The 21,789-nt window shown below is 72.8% G+C and carries 22 protein-coding genes; 19 read left to right on the top strand and 3 right to left on the bottom strand.

The genetic code is table 11. The features are described from left to right. The first annotated feature begins 62 nt into the window (after nucleotides 1–62). From CW362_RS12845 to CW362_RS12820, 6 genes are read left to right on the top strand one after another with little or no spacing between them, the layout of a single operon-like run. Entirely contained in the window at nucleotides 63–1,511 is a 1,449-nt protein-coding gene (locus tag CW362_RS12845) for an NAD-dependent succinate-semialdehyde dehydrogenase (protein WP_103549549.1), read from the top strand. A 5-nt stretch (nucleotides 1,512–1,516) separates the two neighbouring features. Next, nucleotides 1,517–2,314: a fumarylacetoacetate hydrolase family protein gene (locus CW362_RS12840; protein ID WP_103549548.1), complete on the top strand. Its 798-nt coding sequence runs from the start codon at nucleotides 1,517–1,519 to the stop codon at nucleotides 2,312–2,314. Continuing rightward, nucleotides 2,311–2,682, top strand: coding sequence for a VOC family protein (locus CW362_RS12835; protein ID WP_103549547.1), 372 nt, complete (start codon nucleotides 2,311–2,313; stop codon nucleotides 2,680–2,682). Before CW362_RS12840 ends, CW362_RS12835 begins: the two co-directional genes overlap by 4 nt. 51 nt (nucleotides 2,683–2,733) lie before the next feature. Beyond that, nucleotides 2,734–3,516: an alpha/beta fold hydrolase gene (locus tag CW362_RS12830; protein WP_103549546.1), complete on the top strand. Its 783-nt coding sequence runs from the start codon at nucleotides 2,734–2,736 to the stop codon at nucleotides 3,514–3,516. Next, nucleotides 3,513–4,046 (top strand): GlcG/HbpS family heme-binding protein, encoded by a 534-nt coding sequence (locus tag CW362_RS12825; RefSeq protein ID WP_103549545.1) that lies wholly within the window; start codon nucleotides 3,513–3,515, stop codon nucleotides 4,044–4,046. The genes CW362_RS12830 and CW362_RS12825 overlap by 4 nt, the downstream gene beginning before the upstream one ends. Nucleotides 4,047–4,049: 3 nt before the next feature. Beyond that, nucleotides 4,050–5,072, top strand: a complete 1,023-nt coding sequence (locus CW362_RS12820; RefSeq protein WP_103549544.1) for a uroporphyrinogen decarboxylase/cobalamine-independent methonine synthase family protein — start codon at nucleotides 4,050–4,052, stop codon at nucleotides 5,070–5,072. 49 nt (nucleotides 5,073–5,121) lie between these two features. On the opposite strand, the gene CW362_RS12815 is transcribed toward CW362_RS12820, so the two are convergent. Then, on the bottom strand, nucleotides 5,122–5,409 hold the full coding sequence (locus tag CW362_RS12815) for a putative quinol monooxygenase (protein ID WP_103549543.1): 288 nt from the start codon (nucleotides 5,407–5,409) through the stop codon (nucleotides 5,122–5,124). A gap of 303 nt (nucleotides 5,410–5,712) precedes the next feature. Here CW362_RS12815 and CW362_RS12810 point away from each other — a divergent pair, with 303 nt between their 5' ends. The 13 genes from CW362_RS12810 (at nucleotide 5,713) to CW362_RS12750 (ending at nucleotide 19,991) form a co-directional block, all read left to right on the top strand. Further along, on the top strand, nucleotides 5,713–7,161 hold the full coding sequence (locus tag CW362_RS12810) for an aldehyde dehydrogenase family protein (RefSeq protein WP_206300942.1): 1,449 nt from the start codon (nucleotides 5,713–5,715) through the stop codon (nucleotides 7,159–7,161). 32 nt (nucleotides 7,162–7,193) lie between these two features. After that, nucleotides 7,194–8,405, top strand: a complete 1,212-nt coding sequence (gene lhgO, locus CW362_RS12805; protein ID WP_103549541.1) for an L-2-hydroxyglutarate oxidase — start codon at nucleotides 7,194–7,196, stop codon at nucleotides 8,403–8,405. A gap of 137 nt (nucleotides 8,406–8,542) precedes the next feature. After that, nucleotides 8,543–9,403: an amidohydrolase family protein gene (locus CW362_RS12800; RefSeq protein WP_103549540.1), complete on the top strand. Its 861-nt coding sequence runs from the start codon at nucleotides 8,543–8,545 to the stop codon at nucleotides 9,401–9,403. A gap of 11 nt (nucleotides 9,404–9,414) precedes the next feature. Next, a complete protein-coding gene (locus tag CW362_RS12795; protein WP_103549539.1) occupies nucleotides 9,415–11,136 on the top strand; it encodes a thiamine pyrophosphate-dependent enzyme in 1,722 nt (573 codons plus the stop codon). Between the two features lie 19 nt (nucleotides 11,137–11,155). After that, a complete protein-coding gene (locus CW362_RS12790) occupies nucleotides 11,156–12,229 on the top strand; it encodes an Ldh family oxidoreductase (protein ID WP_103549538.1) in 1,074 nt (357 codons plus the stop codon). Nucleotides 12,230–12,493: 264 nt separating this feature from the next. Continuing rightward, complete coding sequence (locus CW362_RS12785) at nucleotides 12,494–13,144, top strand: GntR family transcriptional regulator (protein WP_103549537.1); 651 nt, start codon at nucleotides 12,494–12,496, stop codon at nucleotides 13,142–13,144. Between the two features lie 75 nt (nucleotides 13,145–13,219). Beyond that, the gene (locus tag CW362_RS12780; RefSeq protein WP_240657766.1) at nucleotides 13,220–14,008 is read left to right on the top strand and encodes a PIG-L deacetylase family protein; all 789 of its coding nucleotides are present in this window, start codon (nucleotides 13,220–13,222) and stop codon (nucleotides 14,006–14,008) included. After that, nucleotides 14,005–14,715, top strand: a complete 711-nt coding sequence (locus CW362_RS12775; protein WP_103549536.1) for a 4-carboxy-4-hydroxy-2-oxoadipate aldolase/oxaloacetate decarboxylase — start codon at nucleotides 14,005–14,007, stop codon at nucleotides 14,713–14,715. The genes CW362_RS12780 and CW362_RS12775 overlap by 4 nt, the downstream gene beginning before the upstream one ends. A 26-nt stretch (nucleotides 14,716–14,741) precedes the next feature. After that, the gene (locus tag CW362_RS12770) at nucleotides 14,742–15,827 is read left to right on the top strand and encodes a 4-oxalomesaconate tautomerase (protein WP_103549569.1); all 1,086 of its coding nucleotides are present in this window, start codon (nucleotides 14,742–14,744) and stop codon (nucleotides 15,825–15,827) included. Then, complete coding sequence (locus tag CW362_RS12765) at nucleotides 15,824–16,774, top strand: VOC family protein (RefSeq protein WP_103549535.1); 951 nt, start codon at nucleotides 15,824–15,826, stop codon at nucleotides 16,772–16,774. The genes CW362_RS12770 and CW362_RS12765 overlap by 4 nt, the downstream gene beginning before the upstream one ends. A 296-nt stretch (nucleotides 16,775–17,070) precedes the next feature. Then, the gene (locus tag CW362_RS12760; protein ID WP_103549534.1) at nucleotides 17,071–18,402 is read left to right on the top strand and encodes an MFS transporter; all 1,332 of its coding nucleotides are present in this window, start codon (nucleotides 17,071–17,073) and stop codon (nucleotides 18,400–18,402) included. 287 nt (nucleotides 18,403–18,689) lie between these two features. Continuing rightward, nucleotides 18,690–19,466, top strand: coding sequence for a GNAT family N-acetyltransferase (locus tag CW362_RS12755; RefSeq protein ID WP_103549533.1), 777 nt, complete (start codon nucleotides 18,690–18,692; stop codon nucleotides 19,464–19,466). A gap of 69 nt (nucleotides 19,467–19,535) precedes the next feature. Beyond that, complete coding sequence (locus CW362_RS12750; RefSeq protein WP_103549532.1) at nucleotides 19,536–19,991, top strand: VOC family protein; 456 nt, start codon at nucleotides 19,536–19,538, stop codon at nucleotides 19,989–19,991. 176 nt (nucleotides 19,992–20,167) lie between these two features. Here CW362_RS12750 and CW362_RS12745 read toward each other — a convergent pair whose 3' ends face one another. Continuing rightward, nucleotides 20,168–21,049, bottom strand: coding sequence for a GNAT family N-acetyltransferase (locus CW362_RS12745; protein WP_103549531.1), 882 nt, complete (start codon nucleotides 21,047–21,049; stop codon nucleotides 20,168–20,170). Nucleotides 21,050–21,352: 303 nt separating this feature from the next. Continuing rightward, complete coding sequence (locus CW362_RS12740; protein WP_103549530.1) at nucleotides 21,353–21,616, bottom strand: GlsB/YeaQ/YmgE family stress response membrane protein; 264 nt, start codon at nucleotides 21,614–21,616, stop codon at nucleotides 21,353–21,355. Nucleotides 21,617–21,789: the final 173 nt, after the last annotated feature.

Genomic DNA, 21,789 nt, shown 5'->3' with positions numbered 1-21,789 from the left:
CCCCGGCCGTTTCGCCGCGGGCTCCCACCGTCACGTCCGCCGGCCTGAGAGGGCTCCCACCCATGACCACCGACCACGGCTACCCCGCCGTCCGCCTGCACATAGCGGGCCGATGGTGCCCGGGCGGCACCGGCCGTACCGCCCCGATCGTCAACCCGGCCACCGAAGAGGTGATCGGAGAGGTCCCCCTCGCCACCACCGCCGACCTGGACCGCGCCCTCGACGCCGCCGACCAGGGATTTCGGACCTGGCGCGACACACCCGTCGCCCGGCGCACCGCGATCCTGCACACCGCCGCCGACCTGCTCACCGAGCGGGCCGCCGAGGTCGGCCGGATCATGACCCTCGAACAGGGAAAACCCCTCGCCGAGGCCACCGGCGAGGCCCGGCGGGTCGCGGACACCCTGCGCTGGCACGCCGACGACGCCCGCCGCGCCTACGGCCGCATCGTCCCCTCCGCCCCGGGCACCCTGCTGTCCGTGCGCCGCGAGCCGATCGGTCCCGTCGCCGCGTTCGTCCCCTGGAACTTCCCGGCCGGCGGACCCATGCGCAAGATCTCCTCGGCCCTCGCCGCGGGCTGCTCCATCGTGATCAAGGCCTCCGAGGAGACCCCGGCCACGGCCGCCGCCCTGGTCGGCTGCTTCGTGGACGCCGGGCTGCCGGCCGGTGTCCTCAACCTCGTCTTCGGCGAACCGGCCGAGGTGTCGGCCCACCTGATCGCCTCGCCGGTCGTCCGCCTCGTCGCCTTCACCGGCTCGGTCCCCGTCGGCAAGCTGCTCGCCGCCGCCGCGGGCGAGGTCATGAAGCCGTCCCTGATGGAGCTGGGCGGACACGCCCCCGTGATCGTGTGCGCGGACGCCGACCCCGCCCGCGCCGCCCGCCGCGCCGCCCTGGCCAAGTTCGCCAACGCCGGCCAGGTCTGCACCTCGCCCAGCCGGTTCCTCGTCCACGAGAGCCTCGTCGACGACTTCACCGCCGAGTTCGTGAAGGCGGCCGAGGCGGTCGTCGTCGGCGACGGCCTGGCCGAGGGCACCACCATGGGCCCCCTCGCCAACGAACGCAGGCTCCGCGCGATGGAGCGGCTGACCGCCGACGCCGTGCGCCGTGGCGCCACGCTCCGCACCGGTGGCGAACGTCTCGACCGCGCGGGTTACTTCTTCGCGCCGACCGTCCTGACCGACGTGCCACCGGACGCGGACCTGATGCGCGAGGAGCCCTTCGGACCGCTCGCGCCCGTCACCGCGTTCAGCGGCCTCGACGACGCGCTGCGCACCGCGAACGAACTGCCCTACGGCCTCGCCGCGTACGCCTTCACCGAGTCCGCGGCCACCGCCGAACACCTGGTGCGCGAGCTGGAGGCGGGCATCCTCTCGGTCAACCACTGCGGCGGCTCGGTCAGCGAGGCGCCCTCGGGCGGCGTCAAGGAGAGCGGCTACGGCAGGGAGGGCGGGCCCGAGGCACTGGACGCCTACCTGATCACCAAGCGCGTCTCCCACCTCCTGGCGGGCTGACCGTCATGAGATACGCCCGCGTGTCGGCCGGCGGCCGGGCGGTGTGGGGCCGCGTGGGGGAGGAGGACGTCGAGCTGCTGTCCGGGTCCCCGCTGGAGGCCGTGGACCGGCGGACACCGGACGACCCCGGTCTCACCGTCATCGGCACCGTCCCCAGGGCCGAGGCCGTCTGGCTGCCGGCCGTCGTCCCGCCCGTGTTCTACGCCGTCGGCCTCAACTACCCCCGGCACATCGCGCACTGCGGGGCCGAGGTCCCCGTGCGCCCCGAGGTCGGTTACCGGGCCAACAGCGCGCTGACCGGACACGGTTCGCCCATCGTCAAACCGGCGGCGGTGACGGGCCGGTTCGAGGCCGAGCCCGAACTCGTCGCCGTCATCGGCCGCACCCTGCGAAACGCCACGTACGAACAGGCCCGCGCCTCGGTCTTCGGCTGGACGATCGGCAACGACGTCAGCGCCCGCGACTGGCAGCACCGGGACCGCACGTTCTGGCGCAGCAAGAACAGCGACACCTTCAAACCGATGGGCCCCTGGATCGAGACCGATGTCGACGCGCTCGCGCAGACGACCACGCTCCGGGTCAACGGCGAGGTCCGGGCGGCCTTCCCGACCGGCGACATGGTCTTCGACCCCTACGACTACCTCGTCGAGATCACCCGGCACATCACCGTCCGTCCCGGCGACGTGCTGTGGATGGGCGCCGAGTCGACCTGCCGGATCGAGCCCGGGGACACCGTCGACATCGAGATCAGCGGCATCGGCGTGCTCTCCAACCCCGTACGTCCAGAAGGGAATTCCGCATGAGCAAGGCTCCGCGCTACATCCACCACGTCAACTTCCCCACCACCGACCCCGACCGGACCGCCGAGTGGTACACGAAGGTCTTCGGGATGAAGCGCATCATGCCCAGGTCCAACACCCGGGTCGTCCTGATGACCCGCGGCAACTTCGACCTCCACTTCACCCCGGTCGAGGAGATGGAGCGCATGGCGCCCTACCACTTCGCCGTCGAGGTCGACGACTGGGACGAGTTCCTCGCCCATCTGAAGGACCTGGGCATCCGGCACACCCGCCCGGTCGAACGCCCCGAGAACCAGTCCAAGTTCTGCTACATCCACGACCCCGACCACACCATGATCGAGCTGGTCTTCCACGGCAGGCGCCCCGACTGAGCGCGCGCGGCCCCGAGTCCCTTTCCCCCGTACCTCCAGGAGTTCCCTTCCATGCCCTTCGCCGACTCCGACGGCACCTCCGTCTACTACGAGCGCCACGGCAGCGGTCCGGCGATCCTCCTCGTGCACGGCAGCGGCGGCAACCACGCCGCCTGGTGGCAGCAAGTGGCCGCACTGCGCGAGGAGTTCACCGTCGTCACCCTGGACCTGCGCGGCTTCGGCAAGTCCGACTCCGCCATGCCGGAGTTCGACGGCCAGGACTTCCCCGGTGACGTCCTCGCCGTCCTGGACGCCGAGGACCTCACCGACGTGATGCTGGTGGGCCAGTCCATCGGCTCGGTGGCCGCCCTGCGTGCCGGCCTGCTGCGCCCCGACCGGGTCGGAGCCGTCGTCCTCGGTCACTCCCTCGGCGGCATCGACCACCCCGAACTGCGCGAACTGGCCGCCGCCGACCGCGCCGAGGCCGTCAAGCTCCCGGTCGTCGACCGCCTGCTCACCCGGCGCTTCCAGCGGGAGCACGCCGACCGCACGTTCCTGTTCCAGCAGATGGGCACCTTCAACGTCGCCAGGATGGCCGACCTGCGCAACCTCGACACCGACGGGCCCTCGCTGCGGGACATCGAGGAATCCGGTGTCGAGATCGCCTTCCTCCTCGGCGAGAAGGACGCGGTGCTCAGCGTGAGGACCGTGACCCGCGCCCACGAACTGCTCCCGGGCTCCCGCCTGGAGATCGTCCCCGGGGCCCCGCACTCCATGTACTGGGAGACGCCCGGCCCCTACAACCGGGCCGTCGCACACCTGCGCCGCACCCTCGGACACAAGGAAGCCGCATGAGCAGCCTCACCCTCGACGCCGCCGAGGAGATCGTCACCGCCGCCCTGGAGCGGGCCCGGGCGCTCGGCAAGGCGGTCAGCGTCGCCGTGGTGGACGCGGGCGGCTTCGTCGTCAGCGTCCGCCGCTGCGACGGCGCCCGCCCCCTCACCCCGGACATCGCCCGCGCCAAGGCGTACACCGCGGCCGTGATGCAGCGCCCCGGGAAGATGCTGAGGAAATGGCAGGAGAGCCAGCCGGTGTTCTTCGCCCAGCTCTCCCAACTGCCCGGCGCCGCCCAGCCCATCATGGCCACGGAGGGCAGCGTCACCATCAAGAGGGACGGCGAGATCATCGGCGGACTCGGCATCGCCGGCGGTACCGCGGAGGAGGACCAGCAGGTGGCCGACGAGGTCCTCGAATCCCTCGGCTACGAACTGGAGTTCGCCGCCTGGGGTGTCGCGGGCGGGGCGACGGGCGGCCGGGAGGAGACACGGAACACCGAGAGCGCCGGGACGACACGGAACACCGAGCAGACCGAGAAGGGCGCCTGAGCCATGGCGGACACGTTCAACTACCGCATCGACCACCACGGCAGCCTGGTCCGTCCGGCCGGCCTGACGGACCCGGGCGGTGATCCCGCGGCGCTGGACGCCGCGGTCGAGGAGGCAGTCGCTCTCCAGCGCAAGGTGCGCTCCACCGTCGTCACGGACGGCGGCTTCCCGTACGAGGACTTCCGCGGTGCCGTCCTCGGCGGCGTCTCCGGTTTCCGCCGTACGGGGGAGACCGGGCCCGACGGTCTCGTCCGCTGGGTGGCCGAGTCCCTGCCCGAGGCCGAGGGCCCCCTGGTGGCCGGCCGGGCGGCCCGGCTCGCCGAGCTGACGGTGATCGCGCCCAAGGTGTCCCTGCCCTCACCGGCCTACCTCGCCGCCACCACCTTCGACCCCGCTCTCGCGGGCTCCGGCGGCCCCGCCTCGGCCCGTGAACTCGGCGAAGCCCTGGCGGAGATCATCCGCGCGGAGATCGGACTCCTCGTCTCCCGCGGCGTCCGGCTGATCCAGCTCGACAACCCTTTGCTGCTGGGCCACTTGGCGGCCGAGCCGACCGCTCCCGGCGCGCTGTCCTTCGAGGACGCGCTCGCCGTGGAGGCACTGGCGGTACGCCTGGACGAGCGCCCCGAGGGCGTACGGATCGGCGTCTGCCCCGGCCGGCGGGCGCCGGACGAGGTGGACAGGGCCGGGGCCGGGCGGCTGTACGGCGAGATCCCCGCCGACCGCTGGATCCTCCCGTACGACCAGGGGACGGCGGCCGAACTCGACCTGCTCAGAGCGCTGCCGGAGGACCGGGACGTCTGTCTCGGGGTCGTCGACGCGACCACCCCCGAGCTGGAGGAGATCGACACGGTGCTGGCCCGCATCGACGCCGCCGCCGAGATCAAGGACATCGAGGACATGGCGCTCTCGCCGTCCCGGGGCTTCGCCGACATCGCGGCGCGACCGCTCGTCGGCGCCGAGGACCAGCGCCGCAAACTGGTCCTGGTGGAGACGCTCGCCCGGTACTGCTGGGGCAACGAGTTCTGACTCCGTGTCCGGCGTCGGCCCGGAGCCGCGGGGGCTCCGGGCCGACGGCTCAGAGCACCTCGGCGAACGTCACCGTGCGTTCCGTCAGCAGCGGCAGGACCCGGCCCACGATGAATTCGGTGAAGTGGTCCGCCGTCCGGTGCGCCTCGAAGCCCGCGCGGTCCGTGTACCGCTCGTAGAGCACGAACGAGCCCGGCCGGTCCACCTCGGCGTGCACCTCGTAGGCGAGGTTCGCCGGCTCGGTGGGAGTGAGCTCGCGCATCCTCAGCAGCGCGGCACGCACGGTGTCCGCGTCGGCGGGCGCGCAGCGGTAGTGGGCGACGACGGCGAAAGCCATGTGTTTCCTCCGTTGGGGGCCGGGTCGTCGGACCCGCCGATTCCAGCACGAATCCCCTGATGAGCGACCCGTACGGCGCGCAAGCAATGTGTGCCGCCGCGGGGCTGGCCGGAGGGGGCCCCGCTCGTATGTGGTCGGTGCGGCCCCGGAACCGGCCCACCTGTCGGCTCCCGGGCGTCCCGCCCGTCGGCTCCCGGAGCCGGCCCACCCGTCGGCTCCCGGGCCGACCCACCCCTCGGCTCCCGGAGCCGGCCCACCCGTTGACCGCGGTCCGCACCGCGGCGGACGAGAGAAGTGATCTTGATGCGAACCCTGGAGACCCTCCTCGGCGGGGAGTGGGTGACGACCGGCGCGTGGATCGACGTCCACGATCCCGCCGATCTGCGCGCCCCCGTGGCCCGCGTCCCCGCGCTGAGCGCCGCGGACGTCGCCGCCGCCTACGACCACGCCGAACGCGGCTTCGCGGTCTGGAGGCGCACCAGCCCCTTCGAGCGCGCCCGGATCATGACGGACGCGGCCCGGCTGCTGCGCGAGCGCGTGGCACGGATCGCCGAGGACATCGGCACGGAGATGGGCAAGACCCGGGCCGAGGCGACCGGCGAGACCCTCAAGGCCGCCGACTTCCTGGAGTACTACGCGGGCCTCGCCCGCCAGGGCTACGGCACGCTGGTCCACGACGTACGCCCGGACACCCGCACGCACCACCAGCGCGAGCCGCTCGGAGTCGTCCTCGCGATCACCCCCTGGAACGACCCGCTGATCACCCCGGCCCGCAAACTCGCCCCCTGCCTCGCGGCGGGCGACGCGGCGGTCCTCAAGCCGGCCACCGACACCCCGGGGGCCGCCCTGCACCTCGCCCGCGCCCTGCACGACGCGGGCCTGCCCGCCGGAGTCCTGAACGTGGTCACCGGACGCGGCGCGGAGATCTCCGAGGCGCTGCTGCGCGATCCGCGCCTCGCCGCCGTCACCTTCACCGGCAGCAACGAGGTCGGTGAGGGCCTGCGGGCCGCGCTCGCCCACACCAACGTCCGCTTCCAGGGCGAACTCGGCGGCAAGAACGCCACCGTGGTCCTCGCCGACGCCGACCTGCCCGCCGCCGCCAGGGCGGTGGCGGCCGCCGGTTTCGCCCAGGCGGGCCAGCGGTGCACGGCCACCAGCAGGGTGATCGTCGAGCGGCCCGTGTACGAGGAGTTCACCGCGCTGCTGCTCGTCGAGACCGCCGCGCTGCGCGTCGGGCCGGGGCTCGCCGCCGGCACCACGATGGGGCCGCTGGCCGGCGCCCGGCAGCGGGACGGCGTCCTCGCCGACATCGAGCGCGCCGTCGAGCAGGGCGCGACGGTCCTCGCCGGCGGCGGCCGGCCCGCGGACGAGGCGCTGAGCCACGGCTGTTACGTCGACCCGACCGTGCTCGGCGACGTGGCCCCGGACCTCGACATCTGGCGCGAGGAGGTGTTCGGACCGGTCGTCGCGCTGCGCGCGGTGGACTCCTTCGACGAGGCGGTCGAGGCGGTCAACGACTCGGTCTTCGGCCTCGCCGCCGCCGTGTTCACCCAGGACCTGGGCGCCGCCCACCGGTTCGCGGACCAGGCCGAGTGCGGCCAGATCGCGGTGAACACCACCACCTCCGGCTGGGACGTGCACCACCCCTTCGGCGGCTTCCGCGACTCCGGATCGCCGTTCAAGGAGCAGGGCGAGGAAGGGCTGCGCTTCTACACCCGGGTCAAGACCGTCGCCGTCCACTTCGGTGCCTGACGCGGCTGTGGGCGACGAGAGGAGGAGACGGGATGGCTGACGAGACGATCGCCGTCGTCGGCGCCGGAATCGTGGGGCTCGCCACGGCCCGGGAGATCGCCCTGCGCCGGCCCGGAACGCGCGTCGTGGTCCTGGACAAGGAGCACGAGGTCGCCGCCCACCAGACCGGCCACAACTCGGGCGTGGTGCACGCCGGCATCTACTACAGGCCCGGCAGCCTCAAGGCCCGCCTGTGCACCAGGGGCATGGCGATGCTCCGTGAGTACTGCCGGGACCGCCACCTGCCCTACGACGAGTGCGGCAAGCTCGTCGTGGCCGTCACGGACGACGAGGTGCCGCGTCTTCAGGCCCTGTACGCCAAGTCCCTGGAGAACGGGGTGCCGGGCCTGCGCCGGGTCGGCGCGGGCGGGATCCACGAGATCGAGCCGTACGCGGTGGGCCGGGCGGCCCTGCACTCCCCGCGCACCGCCATCACCGACTACACCGCGATCGCCCGGTCGTTCGCCCGGGACGTCGTGGACTCGGGCGGCGAGGTGCGGCTCGGCTTCCCGGTCACCCGCGTCACCCGCCTCACCGGCGGCGGCGTCGAGGTCGGCTCCGGCGACGAGACCCTGCGGGCCGACCGGCTCGTGCTCTGCGCGGGGCTCCAGAGCGACAGCGTCGCCCGGCTCGCCGACGACGGGGACGAGCCGCGCATCGTCCCCTTCCGCGGCGAGTACATGACCGTCGCACCGAGCAGGGCGCACATGGTCCGCGGCCTCATCTACCCCGTGCCCGACCCGCGTTACCCCTTCCTCGGCGTGCACTTCACCCGCCGCGTGAACGGCGAGGTCGAGGTCGGCCCCAACGCCGTCCTCGCCCTGGCCCGCGAGGGCTACCGCCGCTTCGACGTCGACGTCCGCGAACTGGCCCGCCTCGCGGGCTTCCCCGGCATGTGGCGGCTCGCCAGGGAACACTGGCGCACCGGCGTCAAGGAGGTGCGCGGCTCCCTGTCGGTGGATGCCTACATGAAGGCCGCACGCGCGTACGTACCCGCCCTCCACGCCGCCGACGTGGTGCGCGGCGGAGCCGGCGTCCGCGCCCAGGCGCTCGGCCGGGACGGCTCGCTGGTGGACGACTTCGTGATCCACCGGGCCGGTGGCGTCACCGCCGTGCGCAACGCGCCCTCGCCCGCCGCGACCTCCTCGATGGCGATCGCGGAACACATCGCCGACACCGTTCTCGACGACGCCCGCGCAACCTGAACATGCCCCGTGCGCAGGGCACTTCCGCGCAAGAACTGCTTGCGCTCCCAGCGCTCGGCAAAGACCTCCCGCCGACCTAGCGTTCCATCCGCACCACCCCGGCACCCCCTCCCCTCCGCAGAGAAACGGCAGATGACATGTTCGTTGTCGACACCCAGATCCACATCTGGAAGGAAGAGACCCCGGACCGCCCCTGGGTCCCCGGCGCCCGGGAGCGCATCCGCCTCAATGGACACCGCGAGGAGCCCTTCTCCTACGAGGAGGCCCTCGAGCTGATGGACGAGGCGGGCGTCAACCGGGCGCTGATCCTGCCCCCGTCCTGGGAGGGCAACCGCATCGACTACGCCCTCGAGGCCTGCGAGGCGCACCCGGACCGCTTCGGCATCATGGCCCGCGTCCCCCAGGACGACGCGGTCGAAGGCACCGCGCTGCTCAAGGACTTCGCCCGGAACCCGTACATCAAGGGCACCCGGCTCACCTTCCACCGTCCGCAGGACCGCAACTGGATGATCGACGGCACCAACGACTGGTACTGGCCGGTCGCCGAGGAACTCGGCGTCCCCACCATGGTCCACGCGCCGATCTGGAAGCGCGAGCTCGGCGAGATCGCCGCCAAGCACCCCGGCCTGAAGATCATCATCGACCACATGGGCATCATGGCCCGCTGTGTGGACGACGCGATCGGCTACTGGGTCCAGGAGACCGCCGACCTGGCCGTCCACCCGAACATCTACGTCAAGGTCTCGGCGCTCCCCGGCTATTCGACGCAGCCCTTCCCGAACAGGAACATCGAGAAGTACGTGCGCGAGATGGTCGACAAGCTGGGCCCCCGGCGGTGCTTCTACGGCACCGACATCACCCGGCTGCTCGGCCACGGCATCACCTACACCGACACCATCGAACAGTTCACCCAGCACTGGGACTTCACGCCCGAGGAACTGGAGTGGATCCTCGGCCGGGGCATCTCCGAGGTCCTCGACTGGCCGATCGAGGGCTGAGGGCACCGGAGATGACGGACACCGAGAACACACCGGGGGCCGGCGGCGAAGCGCTCGTCTCGGCCTTCGACTCCATGGGCGCCGACTACGTCTTCTGCTCGTCGGGGTCGGAATGGGCCCCGGTCTGGGAGTCCCTGGCCCGCCGTCACCGCGACGGCGAGAGGGCCCCGCGGTACCTGGACCTCACCCACGAGACGGTCGCGGTCGGCATGGCCACCGGCTACGGCCTCCTCGCCCGCCGCCCGCAGGCCGTGCTGCTGCACGCGGCCCCCGGCCTGCTCCAGGGCTCCATGGCCGTCCACGGCGCCCTGCTCGCGGGTGTCCCCATGGTGGTCGCCTCCTCGGAGTCGACCACCTACGGCGACGGACCCGGGCCCGACCCCGGTGGTCAGTGGTACCGCAACCTGTCCGTCGTCGGCGGGCCGCACGGCATCGCCCGGCCGTTCACGAAGTGGTCCAACGAGGCCGCGGGGGTGCACACGCTGCCCGCCATGGTCACGCGGGCGGCGGAGCTGGCCCGGCGGGCGCCGGCCGGACCGGTCTACCTCAACATCCCGCTGGAGATCCTGCTGGAGGAGTGGGACGGCCGAGAGGCCAAGCCGGTCGTCCCGCCGGGGTCCACGCACAGTTCCCCCGAAGAGGCCGACGCCGTGGCCGAGTTGATCCGCGAGGCGGCCAACCCGGTGATCGTCACCGAGACGGCGGGCCGTGAGGCGGGCGGCTTCGAGGCGCTGGTCGCCTTCGCGGAGGCCTGGAACATCCCGGTCGTCGAACCCGACTCCGCGGTGTGCGGCAACTTCCCGCGCACCCACCCCCTGCACGCGGGCTCGGACATCGGCCCCTGGATGGACGAGGCCGACCTCATCCTCCTCGTCAACTGCCGCGCCCCTTTCTACCCGCCCTCGCGCCGCCCCTCCAAGGCCCGGATCGTGGTCGTCGACGAGGTGCCGCAACGCCCGCACATCGCCTACCAGGTCCTCTTCGCCGACCGCTATCTGGAAGGAAACGTCACCAACACCCTGCGCCAGCTGGCCGAGCGAGCGCACACACGGCCTCCGGACGCCGAGGCCACGGCAGCCGTCACCGCGCGCCGCGCGGAGCACGAGCGGCGGCACGCCGACGAACAGGCCTCGATCGCGGCCGCCGAGGCGAAGGCCGCGCGCTCGGAGGGCATCGACCCCGTGCACGTCGCCGCCACCCTGCGCGGGCTCCTGGACGGCCGGGACGCGATCGTCGTCGACGAGACCATCACGCACAGCCGCGTCGTCAGACGCCATGTGCGGACGGCCGCCCCCGACTCGTACTTCTACGTCCAGGGCGGACTCGGCCAGGGCATCGCGGTCGCCCTCGGCGTCAAACTCGCCGCCCGCGAGCGGCCCGTGGTGCTCACGATCGGCGACGGCGCCTTCACGTACAACCCGATCGTCCCGTCGTACGACGCCGCGAACGCCTACGGTCTGCCACTGCTGATCGTGGTCTTCAACAACCGTGTCTACAAGTCGATGAACCTCAACCACCGCAGGTTCTATCCCGAGGGCGCCGCGGCCGAGACCGGCGAGTGGCTGGGCACCGATCTGCGCCGGCTGCCCCGGCTCGCCGCCTTCGCCGAGCCGTTCGGCATGCACACCGAGACCGTCGACGCGCCGGACGCGCTCGCCCCCGCCCTGGAGCGCGCGCTCAAGGCCGTGGCGGAGGGCACCACCGCCGTCGTCGACGTCCTCGTCACCCGCTGATCCAGGAGGCACCGCCACCATGACCGACACACCGGCGTCCCGGCCGGGCAAGGTACTCGTCCCCGCCGAGGAGCTCCGCGGCCTCGCCGCCGCGCTCCTGGAGAAGGGCGGCCTCGGCCCCGAACACGCCCGCACCACCGCGGAGGTGTTCGTCTGGGCCGCGCTGCGCGGCATCGACTCCCACGGCACCGCGCGCGTCCCCGCCTACCTGGAACTGCTCGCCAAGGGGGTGGCCAACGCCCGCCCCGAGATCACCGTCGAGTCGGGCGCGGCGGCCGTCGCCGTCCTCGACGCCGACCGCGCGCCGGGACCGGTGGCCCTCACCGCGGCGGCCGAGGAAGCCGTCACCCGGGCCAGGGCGAGCGGGGTCGCGGCCGTCGGGGTGCGCCGCACCGTGCACACCGGCGCCATCGGCTACTACGTGTCGAAGATCGCCCGACAGGGCCTGATCGGCATCGCGTTCGTCGCCGGCATGCCCAACATGGGCTACGCCGGGGTCAAGGGCGTGGCGGTGGCGACCAGCCCGCTCGCCGTCGCCGTGCCGGCGCGGAGCCATGCCCCGCTGCTCCTCGACATGGCCACCGCCACCATCGCCCTGGGCCGGATCCGGCAGGCCAGGGCGAACGGCACCCCGCTGCCCGAAGGCGCCGCCGCCACCGCGGACGGCACCCCGACCACCGACCCGGAGAAGGCCGTCATGCCGCTGCCGCTGGGCGGCGCCAAGGGGTCCGGCATGTCGCTCGCCTTCGAGCTGCTGACCGGCGTGCTCGTCGGCGCGCCCATCCTCGCCGCCTTCCACTCCGACGACCCCGGGGGCCGCGAGCACCGCCAGAACGCCCTGATCGTCGCCATCGACCCGGCGGCCTTCGGGGACGCCGACGCCTTCACCGAGGCCGTCGACGCCACGCTCGCCGCCCTCAAGGCGCTCCCCCCGGCGGACGGGGCGCGGGGCGTGTTCTACCCGGGAGAGCGCAGCGCCTCGCTCGGGGTGCTGCGCGCGGGGGAGGGGGTGCCGGTGGCGGCCAAGGTGTGGCGCGAACTGACCGAGAGTGCCGCCCGGTTCGGTGTCACGGTGCCCGAGGTCCAGGTGTAGCTCCCGGACACCGGCGTACACACGAGCGGCCCGGTGCCGCGGCAGGCGTCAGACGCCCGCCGCGGCACCGGGCCGCTCCGCCGTCCGTGCACCGCGCGGCGGTCACCCGAACGGCGAGGAGGACACCCGTCACCGCCCCCGGCCTGCGCGGCGGCGGACCCGCGGGTTCCGGCGGAGCACGGTCGGCAACATGCCGAACAAAATTGTTGACAATCTTGTTGGTCTAGATTTACGTTCGACAGGCACTCACTCAGGGAGGGCGCAATGCAGAAGGAAGCCCGTCCAGGCACCGGCGAGCAGGCCAAGCAGCACGCGTTGGTGCAGCTGCGGCAGGCGATTCTGCGCGGAGAGATGGCACCGGCCCAACGGCTGGTGGAGAACGAACTCGCCGAGCAGTTCGGTGTCACCCGGGCCAGCGCACGGGCGGCGCTGATCGAGCTGGAATCGGAGGGACTGGTCGAACGGATCCGCAACCGCGGATCGCGCGTCCGGGTGGTGACCGTGGAGGAAGCGGTCGCCATCACCGAGTGCCGCATGGCGCTCGAAGGGCTCTGCGCCGCCAAGGCGGCCGTCCTGGCGACCGACGACCAGCTCGCCGAGCTGGCCGAGCTGGGCGCCGCCATGGTCAAGGCGGTCGCCGACGGCGAACCGGTCACCTACTCCGAGCTCAACCACGAAGTGCACGCCCGGATCAGGGAGTTCTCCGGCCAGCGGACGGCCGTGGAACTCCTCGAACGACTCAATGCCCAACTGGTGCGCCATCGCTTCCAGTTGGCTCTGCGTCCCGGTCGTGCGCAGCAGTCCCTGAGTGAACACCTGGCCATGATCGAGGCGATCGGGGCCAGGGACCCGCAGGCGGCCGAAGCGGCCGTCCGCGCTCACCTCGGCAGTGTGATCGAAGCGCTGCGCGACTGACGCCCCGCGCGACGGCGCGCGGGGCGACGGACGGCCGAGGCGGGCGCTCACCTGTCCACCAAGGAGATTGCTGCAATGACGCACGGCTACGCGCCCGCCGCCCCCGATCCCTCGGCCCCGTCCGGGCCCGGGGGACGTCCATCACGATCGACACTGGTCGTCACCGCGCACGCCGGAGACTTCGTGTGGCGGGCGGGGGGAGCCATCGCCCTGGCCGCCTCCCGGGGTGAGAAGGTCACCATCGCGTGTCTGACCTTCGGCGAGCGCGGCGAGTCCGCGAAGGCCTGGCGCGAGGGCAAGAAGCTCGACGAGATCAAGGCGATACGCCGCGAGGAGGCCGAGAGGGCCGCCGCCGCGCTCGGCGCCGCGGTCCGCTTCTTCGACGCGGGCGACTACCCGCTGACCGCCACCGCCGAGCTCACCGACCAGCTGGTGACGGTCTACCGCGAGACCCAGCCGGACGTCGTGCTCACCCACCCCACCGAGGACCCGTACAACGGCGACCACCCCGCCGCCAACCGCATGGCGCTGGAGGCCCGGGTCCTCGCCCAGGCCATCGGCTACCCCGGCGAGGGCGAGATCATCGGTGCCCCGCCCGTCTTCTACTTCGAGCCCCACCAGCCCGAGATGAGCGGCTTCAGGCCCGAGGTCCTCCTCGACATCACCGAGGTGTGGGAGACCAAGCGCGCGGCGATGGAATGCCTCGGCGCCCAGCAGCACCTGTGGGACTACTACACCGACCTCGCCGTGCGCCGCGGTGTCCAGCTCAAGCGCAACGCCGGCCCCAACCTGGGCCTGGCCCACAGGACCATGGCCGAGGCGTTCATGCGTCCCTACCCGCAGATCGCGAAGGAGCTGGCATGAGCGGCGTGATCGTCACCGGCCCGCCGAAGGCGGACATCGAGGACGTCGACGCGCTGGCCGCCTTCGGCGTGGCCACCGTCAGCGAGGCGATGGGCCGCACCGGTCTGCTCGGCCCGGACATCCGTCCCGTCCAGCAGGGCGTACGGGTCGCCGGCACCGCCGTGACCGTGCTGAGTTGGCCCGGCGACAACCTCATGATCCACGCCGCGGTCGAGCAGTGCGGCGAGGGCGACGTGCTGGTCGTGACCACCACCTCGCCGTCCACCGACGGCATGTTCGGCGAGCTGTTCGCCACCGCGCTCCAGCAGCGCGGAGTGCGGGGCGTGATCACGGGCGCGGGCATCCGGGACACCCAGGAGCTGCGCGACATGGGCTTCGCCGGCTGGGCGCGGGCGGTCTCCTCGCAGGGCACCGTCAAGGCCACGGGCGGCTCGGTCAACGTGCCGATCGCCATCGACGGCCAGGTGATCCGCCCCGGTGACGTGGTCCTCGCCGACGACGACGGCGTAGTGATCGTCCCCCGCGAACGAGCCCGCGCCACGGTCGAGGCGTCCGCGGCCCGCGAGGCGAAGGAAGCCAGGACCCGCGCCGCCTTCCTCGGCGGCGAGCTGGGCCTGGACCGCTACGGACTGCGCGACACCCTCGAGCGCCTCGGCGTCGAGTACCGCAGCTACGAGGAACACACGGGCGAGGGGGCGGGATCGTGACCCGCGGGTCCGAGGGGGTGCGCTGCATGCTCCTGCGCGGCGGCACCTCCAAGGGCGCCTACTTCCTCGCCGGCGACCTGCCCGCCGACGCCGCCGAACGCGACGGCCTGCTGCTGCGCGTGATGGGCAGCCCCGACCCGCGCCAGATCGACGGTCTGGGCGGCGCGCACCCGCTGACCAGCAAGGTCGCCGTGGTCTCGGTCTCCGCCGACCCCGCCGCCGACGTCGACTACCTGTTCCTCCAGGTCTCCGTCGACAGGGCGGAGGTGTCGGACCGTCAGAACTGCGGCAACCTGCTCGCCGGGGTCGGCCCGTTCGCCGTCGAACGCGGGCTGGTCGATCCGGGGGAGGGCGTCACGTCGGTCCGCATCCGCATGGTCAACTCGGGCGACCTCGCGACCGCGACCTTCCCCACCGAGGGCGGACGGGTCGTCTACGAGGGCGACGCCGAGATCTCCGGAGTGCCGGGGACCGCGGCGCCCGTCGTGATCGGGTTCCCGCCGGGGAGTGCTCCGCTGCTGCCCACCGGCCGTGCCCGGGACATCGTCGCCGACACCTTCGTGACGTGCGTCGACAACGGCATGCCGACCGTGCTGATCGCCGCGTCCTCGCTGGGCGTCACCGGGTACGAGGAACCCAAGGACCTGGAGGAGGACCTGGCGCTGGCCGACCGGCTCCACGAGATCCGCCTGGAGGCGGGCAAGCTGATGGGCCTCGGGGACGTCGAGAACGCCACCGTGCCCAAGCTGACCCTGCTCGCCCCGCCCCGCGACGGCGGAGCCGTCACCACCCGCACCTTCATCCCGGTGCGCTGCCACACCTCCATCGGCGTCCTCGGCGCCGCGAGCGTCGCCGCCGGGCTGCGCGTGGAGGGAGGCGTCGGCCACGCCGTGGCGCGCCTGCCCGGGCGGGGCGACCGGCTGCGCATCGAACACCCCACCGGATTCCTCGACATCGAAGCGGGTGTCGACCACGGTCCCGGGGACGGCGTGCCCGTGGCCCGGCGCACCGCCGTCGTCCGTACCGCACGCAAGATCTTCGACGGCACGGTCTTCCCCAGGTCCGCCGGCACGGCACCGACACCCGCACCACCCCAAGGAGGTCCGCGATGACCCCGCCCCTCGGCGACATCGCCCACATCGGCCACGCCCAGCTCTTCACCCCGGACCTGGACGCCAGCGTCGCCTTCTTCACCGACTACATGGGCCTCACGGTCAACGGGGAGCAGGGCGGCACCGTCTACCTGCGCACCTTCGACGACTACGAGCACCACAGCCTCGTGCTCACCGCCCGCGAACAGCCCGGCCTCGGCCGGCTCGCCCTGCGCACCTCCAGCGAGGAGGCCCTGCGGCGCCGGATCGAGGCGGTCGAGGCGGCGGGCGGCACCGGCCACTGGGCCGAGGACGAACCGGGGCTCGGCAAGGTGTACGTCACCACCGACCCGGACGGCCACGAGCACGCCCTGTACTGGGAGAGCGAGTACTACCGGGCCCCCGACGGGCTGAAGCCGGCCCTGAAGAACCAGCCGCAGGCCAAACCCAACCGCGGCGTGGGCGTGCGGCGCCTGGACCACGTCAACTTCCTGGCCGCCGACGTGCTCGCCAACGCCGAGTTCCAGCAGCACGTGCTGGGCGCCCGGCCCACCGAGCAGATCCGGCTCGACACGGGGAAGATCGCCGCGCGCTGGCTGACCTTCACCGACAAGTCGTACGACGTCGTCTACACCTCGGACTGGACCGGCTCGGCCGGACGCCTGCACCACATCGCGTTCGCCACGGACACCCGCGAGGACATCCTGCGCGCGGCCGATCTCGCCATCGACACCGGTGTGTTCATCGAGACGGGACCGCACAAGCACGCCATCCAGCAGACGTTCTTCCTGTACGTCTACGAACCCGGCGGCAACCGCATCGAGTTGTGCAACCCGCTCACCCGTCTCGTCCTGGCCCCCGACTGGCCGCTGGTCACCTGGACCGAGGAGGAGCGGAAGAAGGGCCAGGCCTGGGGTCTGAAGACCATCGAGTCCTTCCACACCCACGGCACGCCGCCGGTCGCGTAGACGAGGGTTCCGCGGGGGTGAGGGCGCACCGGGGTGCGTGCTCACCCCCTTGGCGCGGCCCCTGGCGAGGCCGTTGACCAGACCGTTGCCGAGATTGTTGACAAAAGCGTTGACACTCTCGGGGTGGATCCTTAGCGTCTAGCGCACACCGGGTCGGCCGCACGAGCCGCGACGACCCGCCCCAGGCTCTCGACTCCCCCCACCGCCGGCTCCGGCCGGGCGGGGACCGCGAGCAGAGGGACCCTCACTGAGCCCCATCCAGGGGAAACGCCCTCCTGGACGAGAGGAAAACAAAGATGTCCTCCTCCCCCGCGCTGTCCGCTCGCGGCAGCAGACTGGCCTTCCTGGTCGTCGGTCTGTGCTGGCTGGCCGTCCTCTTCGACGGTCTCGACATGTTCATCTACGGCTCGGTGCTGCCGCACCTGCTGGCGACGAAGACCTTCGGCCTCACCCCGGACCAGGCCGGCGACCTCGGCAGCTACGCCACCTTCGGCATGCTGGTCGGCGCCCTCGCCGCGGGCACCGTCGCCGACCGGATCGGCCGCAAGAAGCTGATGGTCGCCTGCGTGGCCCTCTTCTCGCTGGCCTCCGGCGTGTGCGCCCTGGCGGACAGCCTCGCGGTCTTCGGCCTCGGCCGGACCCTGGCGGGCGTCGGCCTCGGCGGTCTGCTGCCCACCGCGATCAGCATGGTCTCCGACTACGCCCCGCGCGGCCGCGGCGCCATCGTCATCGGCCTGCTGATGACCGCCCACCACGCCGGCGGCATCCTCTCCGCCTACGTGGCCAAGTGGCTCGTCGAGCCGGTCGGCTGGCAGTCCGCCTTCTGGGTCTGTGTGACTCCGCTGCTCTTCGCCCCGGTGCTCGCCAGGTTCCTGCCCGAGTCGCTGAGCTTCCTGGTCGCCAAGGGCCGTACCGACGAGGCCCGCGAGCTGGCCGACCGCTACGACGTCGAGCTGCCCGCCGCCAAGTCCTCCGGCGGACAGGGCGCGGCGGACCGCTGGAACGCGCTGGTCAACCTCTTCCGCGGCGGTGAGTGGACCCAGACCCTGCTGTACTGGCTGGCCTCCTTCGGCGGTCTGCTCCTGGTCTACGGCGTCGCCACCTGGCTGCCCACCCTGATGCGCGCCGAGGGCTACGAGCTCGCCTCCGCCCTGTACTTCGTGGTCGTCTTCAACCTCGGCGGCATCGTGGGCATGCTGGTCGCGGGCCGGGCGGCCGACCGCTTCGGCGCCCCCCGGATCTCCGCGCTCTGGTTCGCGCTGACCGCCGCCGGGGTCTTCCTGCTCAGCGTCCACATGCCGATGAGCGTGACCATGGTGGTCGTCTTCCTCACCGGCGTCTTCCTCAACAGCGCCCAGACGATGATCTACGCGACGGTCTCCATCCGCTCCGACGCCGGTGACCGCGCCACCGCCGTCGGCTGGACCTCGGGCATGGGCCGCTTCGGCGCCGTCTTCGGTCCGTGGCTCGGCGGCCAGCTGCTCGCGGCGAACCACGGCGACTGGGGCTTCACCGCCTTCGCCGTCGCGGGCCTGTCCTCGATGATCTTCATCGGCATCGCCGCCCTGCGCGGCGGCAGGTCCGCGGGCACGGACAGCGAGGAGCAGGAGCTGGTCGCCGCCCACTGAACACCGGCCCACCCGGTCCCCGGACCGGCCGGGCCGCCGCGGGAAGTGACGAACGCCGGCCACCGCAGAGGACGCGGGGCCGGCGTCGTGCTGACCGGGACGGCGGGGAACCGGCGTCCGGGCGGAGTCCGGGAACCGGCGTCCGGGCGGAGTCCGGGAAAAGGGCCTGCCCGGACGCCCTCGCGCCCGGGACCGCCCGGCGGAAGGAGGACGGCGACGTCCCTCCCCGCCACCCGTGGACACATATTCCCGTTGCCCCGTTCGTCCCGGGGTGCTGGAGTGACCCCATGGATCATGCAGCGGTACTGGCGCTGTTCGACCGGGACATGCGGGAGGGCGCGCGGCCCGACGCGCCGGGAGCCCGGGTCGAGCGCGCCGGCAGGGTGGTGCGCCAGGTCGGCGCGGACAAGGGCTGGAACGGGGTGCTCTGGTCCGACCTCGACGAGACGAGCGCCGACGCGGCCGTCGCCGAACAGGTGCGGTTCTTCTCCGGGCTCGGGGGCGGCTTCGAGTGGAAGCTGTACGGACACGACCGGCCCCGGGACCTGGGGCGGCGGCTGCGGGCGGCGGGCTTCACCGCCGAACCCGAGGAGACGCTGATGGTCGCCGAGCTGAGCGATCTGGCCCTCGACGTGGAACCGCCCGAGGGCGTACGGCTGCTGCCGGTCACCGACCGCGAGGGCGTCGCCCTGGTCGCCGAGGTCCACGAGCAGGCCTTCGGCGGTGACAGCACCCGCCTGCGCCACCAACTGCTCGCCCAGCTCACCGGCGACACGAACACGGTCGTGGCCGTCGTGGCCCTCGCCGGCGACGTCCCGGTCAGCGCGGCCCGCATGGAACTCCCGCCGGGGGCCCGGTTCGCCGGGCTGTGGGGCGGAGGCACCGTCGAGGCGTGGCGGGGGCGGGGAATCTACCGCGCCCTCGTCGCCCACCGCGCCCGTGTCGCCGCCGAACGCGGCTACCGCTACGTCCAGGTCGACGCCTCCAGCCTGAGCCGCCCCATCCTCACCCGCCTGGGCTTCCAGCCGCTCACCACGACCACGCCGTACGTGTACGAGGGCTGACGACCGCGGAGCGGCCGCCGCCCCGCGGCCCCGGCCCCGGATGTCAGAGGCGTCTGTCAGGCTCCGGCCATGGAGATGACGCTGCAACTGACGATCGACTGCGCCGACCCGCAGAGACTGGTGGCGTTCTGGAGCGAGGCCCTGGGCTACGTACCCGAACCCCCGCCGGGCGGCCGTGCCACGTGGCGGGAGTACTGGGTGGCCCTGGGGGTGCCCGAGGAGGAGCTGCCCGCCGGCGCGGGCGACGTCCCCGAGTCGATCGTCGACCCCGCGGGACACGGGCCGCGGATCTGGTTCCAGCAGGTTCCGGAACCCAAAGCCGTCAAGAACCGCATGCACTTCGACCTGAAGGTCGGCGGCGGGCGGGACGTCCCGCTGGAGGTCCGCACCCGGCGGGTCGCCGCCACGGTGGAAGGGCTGGTCGCAGCCGGCGCCCGGGTGCTCCGGACCACGGACGAGCCGGACGCCGGGCAGTACGCCGTCCTGCTGGAGGACCCGGAGGGCAACGAGTTCGACGTCGTCTAGGAACCGTCCGGCCGTGCCCCCGGGGCCGCCCGCCGATCGCCGCCACGAGGACGGCGGCTCCGCGGAGGTTCCGGCGGCCCGCCGCCGCGGAGGCGGCGCCCCGCGCAGGGGCGCACGCGTCGTACCGCGTCCGCGGGTCGCCGGTCCGCGTACGGGCGTATCCCCCCGCCCGGCCCTCAGAGGTCCAGCCGGTACTCCAGCTCCCGGTGGGTCGGCCGGTAGCCGAGCGTGTCGTTGACGGCGATCATGTGCGTGTTGCTGTCGGCCGTGTCGGTCAGCAGGCCGGCGAGTTCCGGGTACCGCAGACGGGCCGCGCGGACCGACTCCGCCTTCATCCACAGCCCGAGGCCGTGGCCGCGGTGCTCGGGCAGGACGCCCGTTCCGTAGTGCTGGGCGTCGCCCCGCCCGTCGCCCGGCACGACGAGTTCCGAGAACCCGGCGACCGAGCCGTCCGAGCGGTCCACCACGGCCACCGTGTGCAGCGCGTCGCCGCGGTCGAGGACGGCCTCGGCCACGGCCACGACCCGCTCCACGTCCCAGACGTCGACGCCGAGGTCGCTGTCCTCCATCGGCATGTCGTCCATGGCCCGCCGGGAGTCGGCGAAGGTGTGCGCGAGCTCGGACGGCACGACGCCGTCCCAGCTCCTCAACTCGTATCCGGGGTGCGGGCGTTCCACGATCCCGGTCACGGCGTCGAGGTCCAGCTCCGGCAGGGGGAGGCGGGCGAACGTCAGGGCCAGCACCTGGCGGAACCCGTGTGCCGCGAGGAACGGTTCGCCGGGAGAGCCGGCCGTGACACGGGCGACCAGTGACCGCCGTCCGTCGCCCCGCGCGGTGGTCAGAGCGGCGTCCAGGAGGGCGCCGCCCACCCCGGCGCGCCGCTCGGCGGGGTGCACCGTGATCTCCAGCTCGGCGCGATGGTCCTGCCCCTTCCTGCCGGACAACCAGAGGAACGCCGAGCCCACCGGGGCCCCTTCGGCGTCCGAAGCCAGCCAGGCCAGACGCCGGCTCGACGGGGAGGAGTCCGGATCGGTCAACGGCGTGATGCGTGGCGGCAAGATGTCTCCGTGACGTGGAGTGCGGGCATGCGAAACGCGCAGACCGTAGCCGCGCGCGCACCTGCTCCGCAACGCAATTCGGCGGGTATCACCCCGCGGACCGGCCGTCGGCGGACCGCGCCGGACTCCGGCGGCCCGTCCGGTGTCCCGGGCGCGGGCCACGGCCCTGTGGCCGTGACGCCGCCCGGCCATCCGGCCGGTGGTCCTCGCCACGGGTCCCGGTCCGGTCGCGCCCCCTCGGCCCGGGCACCACCCGGCCGAGGAGCGGATCCCGTCAGCCGGGTCCCGCCCGATGCCGGCCGTTCAGTGCCGCCCCCTCGTCCGGTCCAGCGCCGCGACGCCGATCGCGGCGAGACCTATCTGGATGAGCCACTCGATCCAGTCGACGCCCTTGGTGTCGGCGACGCCGAACGCGGCGGCGATCCCCGACCCGATGAACGCGGCCACGACGCCGACCACGATCGTCCACAGGATGCCGATGCGCTGGCGCCCGGGCACGGCGAGCCGGCCCAGCACACCGATGACGATGCCGATGACGACGGCACTGATGACGCCCGAGATCTCCATCTCCGCCCCTTGTCCTCGGACTCCCGGTGCACTGAATCTGCCCGCTGGAGCCTGGTGCAGTCCCTTCCGGTTATTGCCCGCGCTTGATGGTTCCCAGCCTGAATGCCATGTACCTTTCAATAGTTCAACGCGTGTAGATACCCCCACGTTCGATCTACGCGCGAAGAGTTGGC

The organism is Streptomyces populi (assembly GCF_002911015.1).
Classification (GTDB): domain Bacteria; phylum Actinomycetota; class Actinomycetes; order Streptomycetales; family Streptomycetaceae; genus Streptomyces; species Streptomyces populi.
Note: the sequence above shows the minus strand (reverse complement) of the source record. Positions and strands in the feature narration are given on the sequence as shown.

Excerpts from the sequence above, each read along its gene's own strand:
- CW362_RS12770 (WP_103549569.1), top strand. The coding sequence starts at position 14,742 with ATGCTCCTGCGCGGCGGCACCTCCAAGGGCGCCTACTTCCTCGCCGGC.
- CW362_RS12760 (WP_103549534.1), top strand. The coding sequence starts at position 17,071 with ATGTCCTCCTCCCCCGCGCTGTCCGCTCGCGGCAGCAGACTGGCCTTC.
- CW362_RS12795 (WP_103549539.1), top strand. The coding sequence starts at position 9,415 with ATGACGGACACCGAGAACACACCGGGGGCCGGCGGCGAAGCGCTCGTC.
- CW362_RS12840 (WP_103549548.1), top strand. The coding sequence starts at position 1,517 with ATGAGATACGCCCGCGTGTCGGCCGGCGGCCGGGCGGTGTGGGGCCGC.
- CW362_RS12780 (WP_240657766.1), top strand. The coding sequence starts at position 13,220 with ATGACGCACGGCTACGCGCCCGCCGCCCCCGATCCCTCGGCCCCGTCC.
- CW362_RS12845 (WP_103549549.1), top strand. The coding sequence starts at position 63 with ATGACCACCGACCACGGCTACCCCGCCGTCCGCCTGCACATAGCGGGC.
- CW362_RS12810 (WP_206300942.1), top strand. The coding sequence starts at position 5,713 with ATGCGAACCCTGGAGACCCTCCTCGGCGGGGAGTGGGTGACGACCGGC.
- CW362_RS12790 (WP_103549538.1), top strand. The coding sequence starts at position 11,156 with ATGACCGACACACCGGCGTCCCGGCCGGGCAAGGTACTCGTCCCCGCC.
- CW362_RS12830 (WP_103549546.1), top strand. The coding sequence starts at position 2,734 with ATGCCCTTCGCCGACTCCGACGGCACCTCCGTCTACTACGAGCGCCAC.
- CW362_RS12825 (WP_103549545.1), top strand. The coding sequence starts at position 3,513 with ATGAGCAGCCTCACCCTCGACGCCGCCGAGGAGATCGTCACCGCCGCC.
- CW362_RS12755 (WP_103549533.1), top strand. The coding sequence starts at position 18,690 with ATGGATCATGCAGCGGTACTGGCGCTGTTCGACCGGGACATGCGGGAG.
- CW362_RS12800 (WP_103549540.1), top strand. The coding sequence starts at position 8,543 with ATGTTCGTTGTCGACACCCAGATCCACATCTGGAAGGAAGAGACCCCG.
- CW362_RS12785 (WP_103549537.1), top strand. The coding sequence starts at position 12,494 with ATGCAGAAGGAAGCCCGTCCAGGCACCGGCGAGCAGGCCAAGCAGCAC.
- CW362_RS12835 (WP_103549547.1), top strand. The coding sequence starts at position 2,311 with ATGAGCAAGGCTCCGCGCTACATCCACCACGTCAACTTCCCCACCACC.
- CW362_RS12820 (WP_103549544.1), top strand. The coding sequence starts at position 4,050 with ATGGCGGACACGTTCAACTACCGCATCGACCACCACGGCAGCCTGGTC.
- CW362_RS12765 (WP_103549535.1), top strand. The coding sequence starts at position 15,824 with ATGACCCCGCCCCTCGGCGACATCGCCCACATCGGCCACGCCCAGCTC.
- lhgO (WP_103549541.1), top strand. The coding sequence starts at position 7,194 with ATGGCTGACGAGACGATCGCCGTCGTCGGCGCCGGAATCGTGGGGCTC.
- CW362_RS12775 (WP_103549536.1), top strand. The coding sequence starts at position 14,005 with ATGAGCGGCGTGATCGTCACCGGCCCGCCGAAGGCGGACATCGAGGAC.
- CW362_RS12815 (WP_103549543.1), bottom strand. The coding sequence starts at position 5,409 with ATGGCTTTCGCCGTCGTCGCCCACTACCGCTGCGCGCCCGCCGACGCG.
- CW362_RS12740 (WP_103549530.1), bottom strand. The coding sequence starts at position 21,616 with ATGGAGATCTCGGGCGTCATCAGTGCCGTCGTCATCGGCATCGTCATC.
- CW362_RS12750 (WP_103549532.1), top strand. The coding sequence starts at position 19,536 with ATGGAGATGACGCTGCAACTGACGATCGACTGCGCCGACCCGCAGAGA.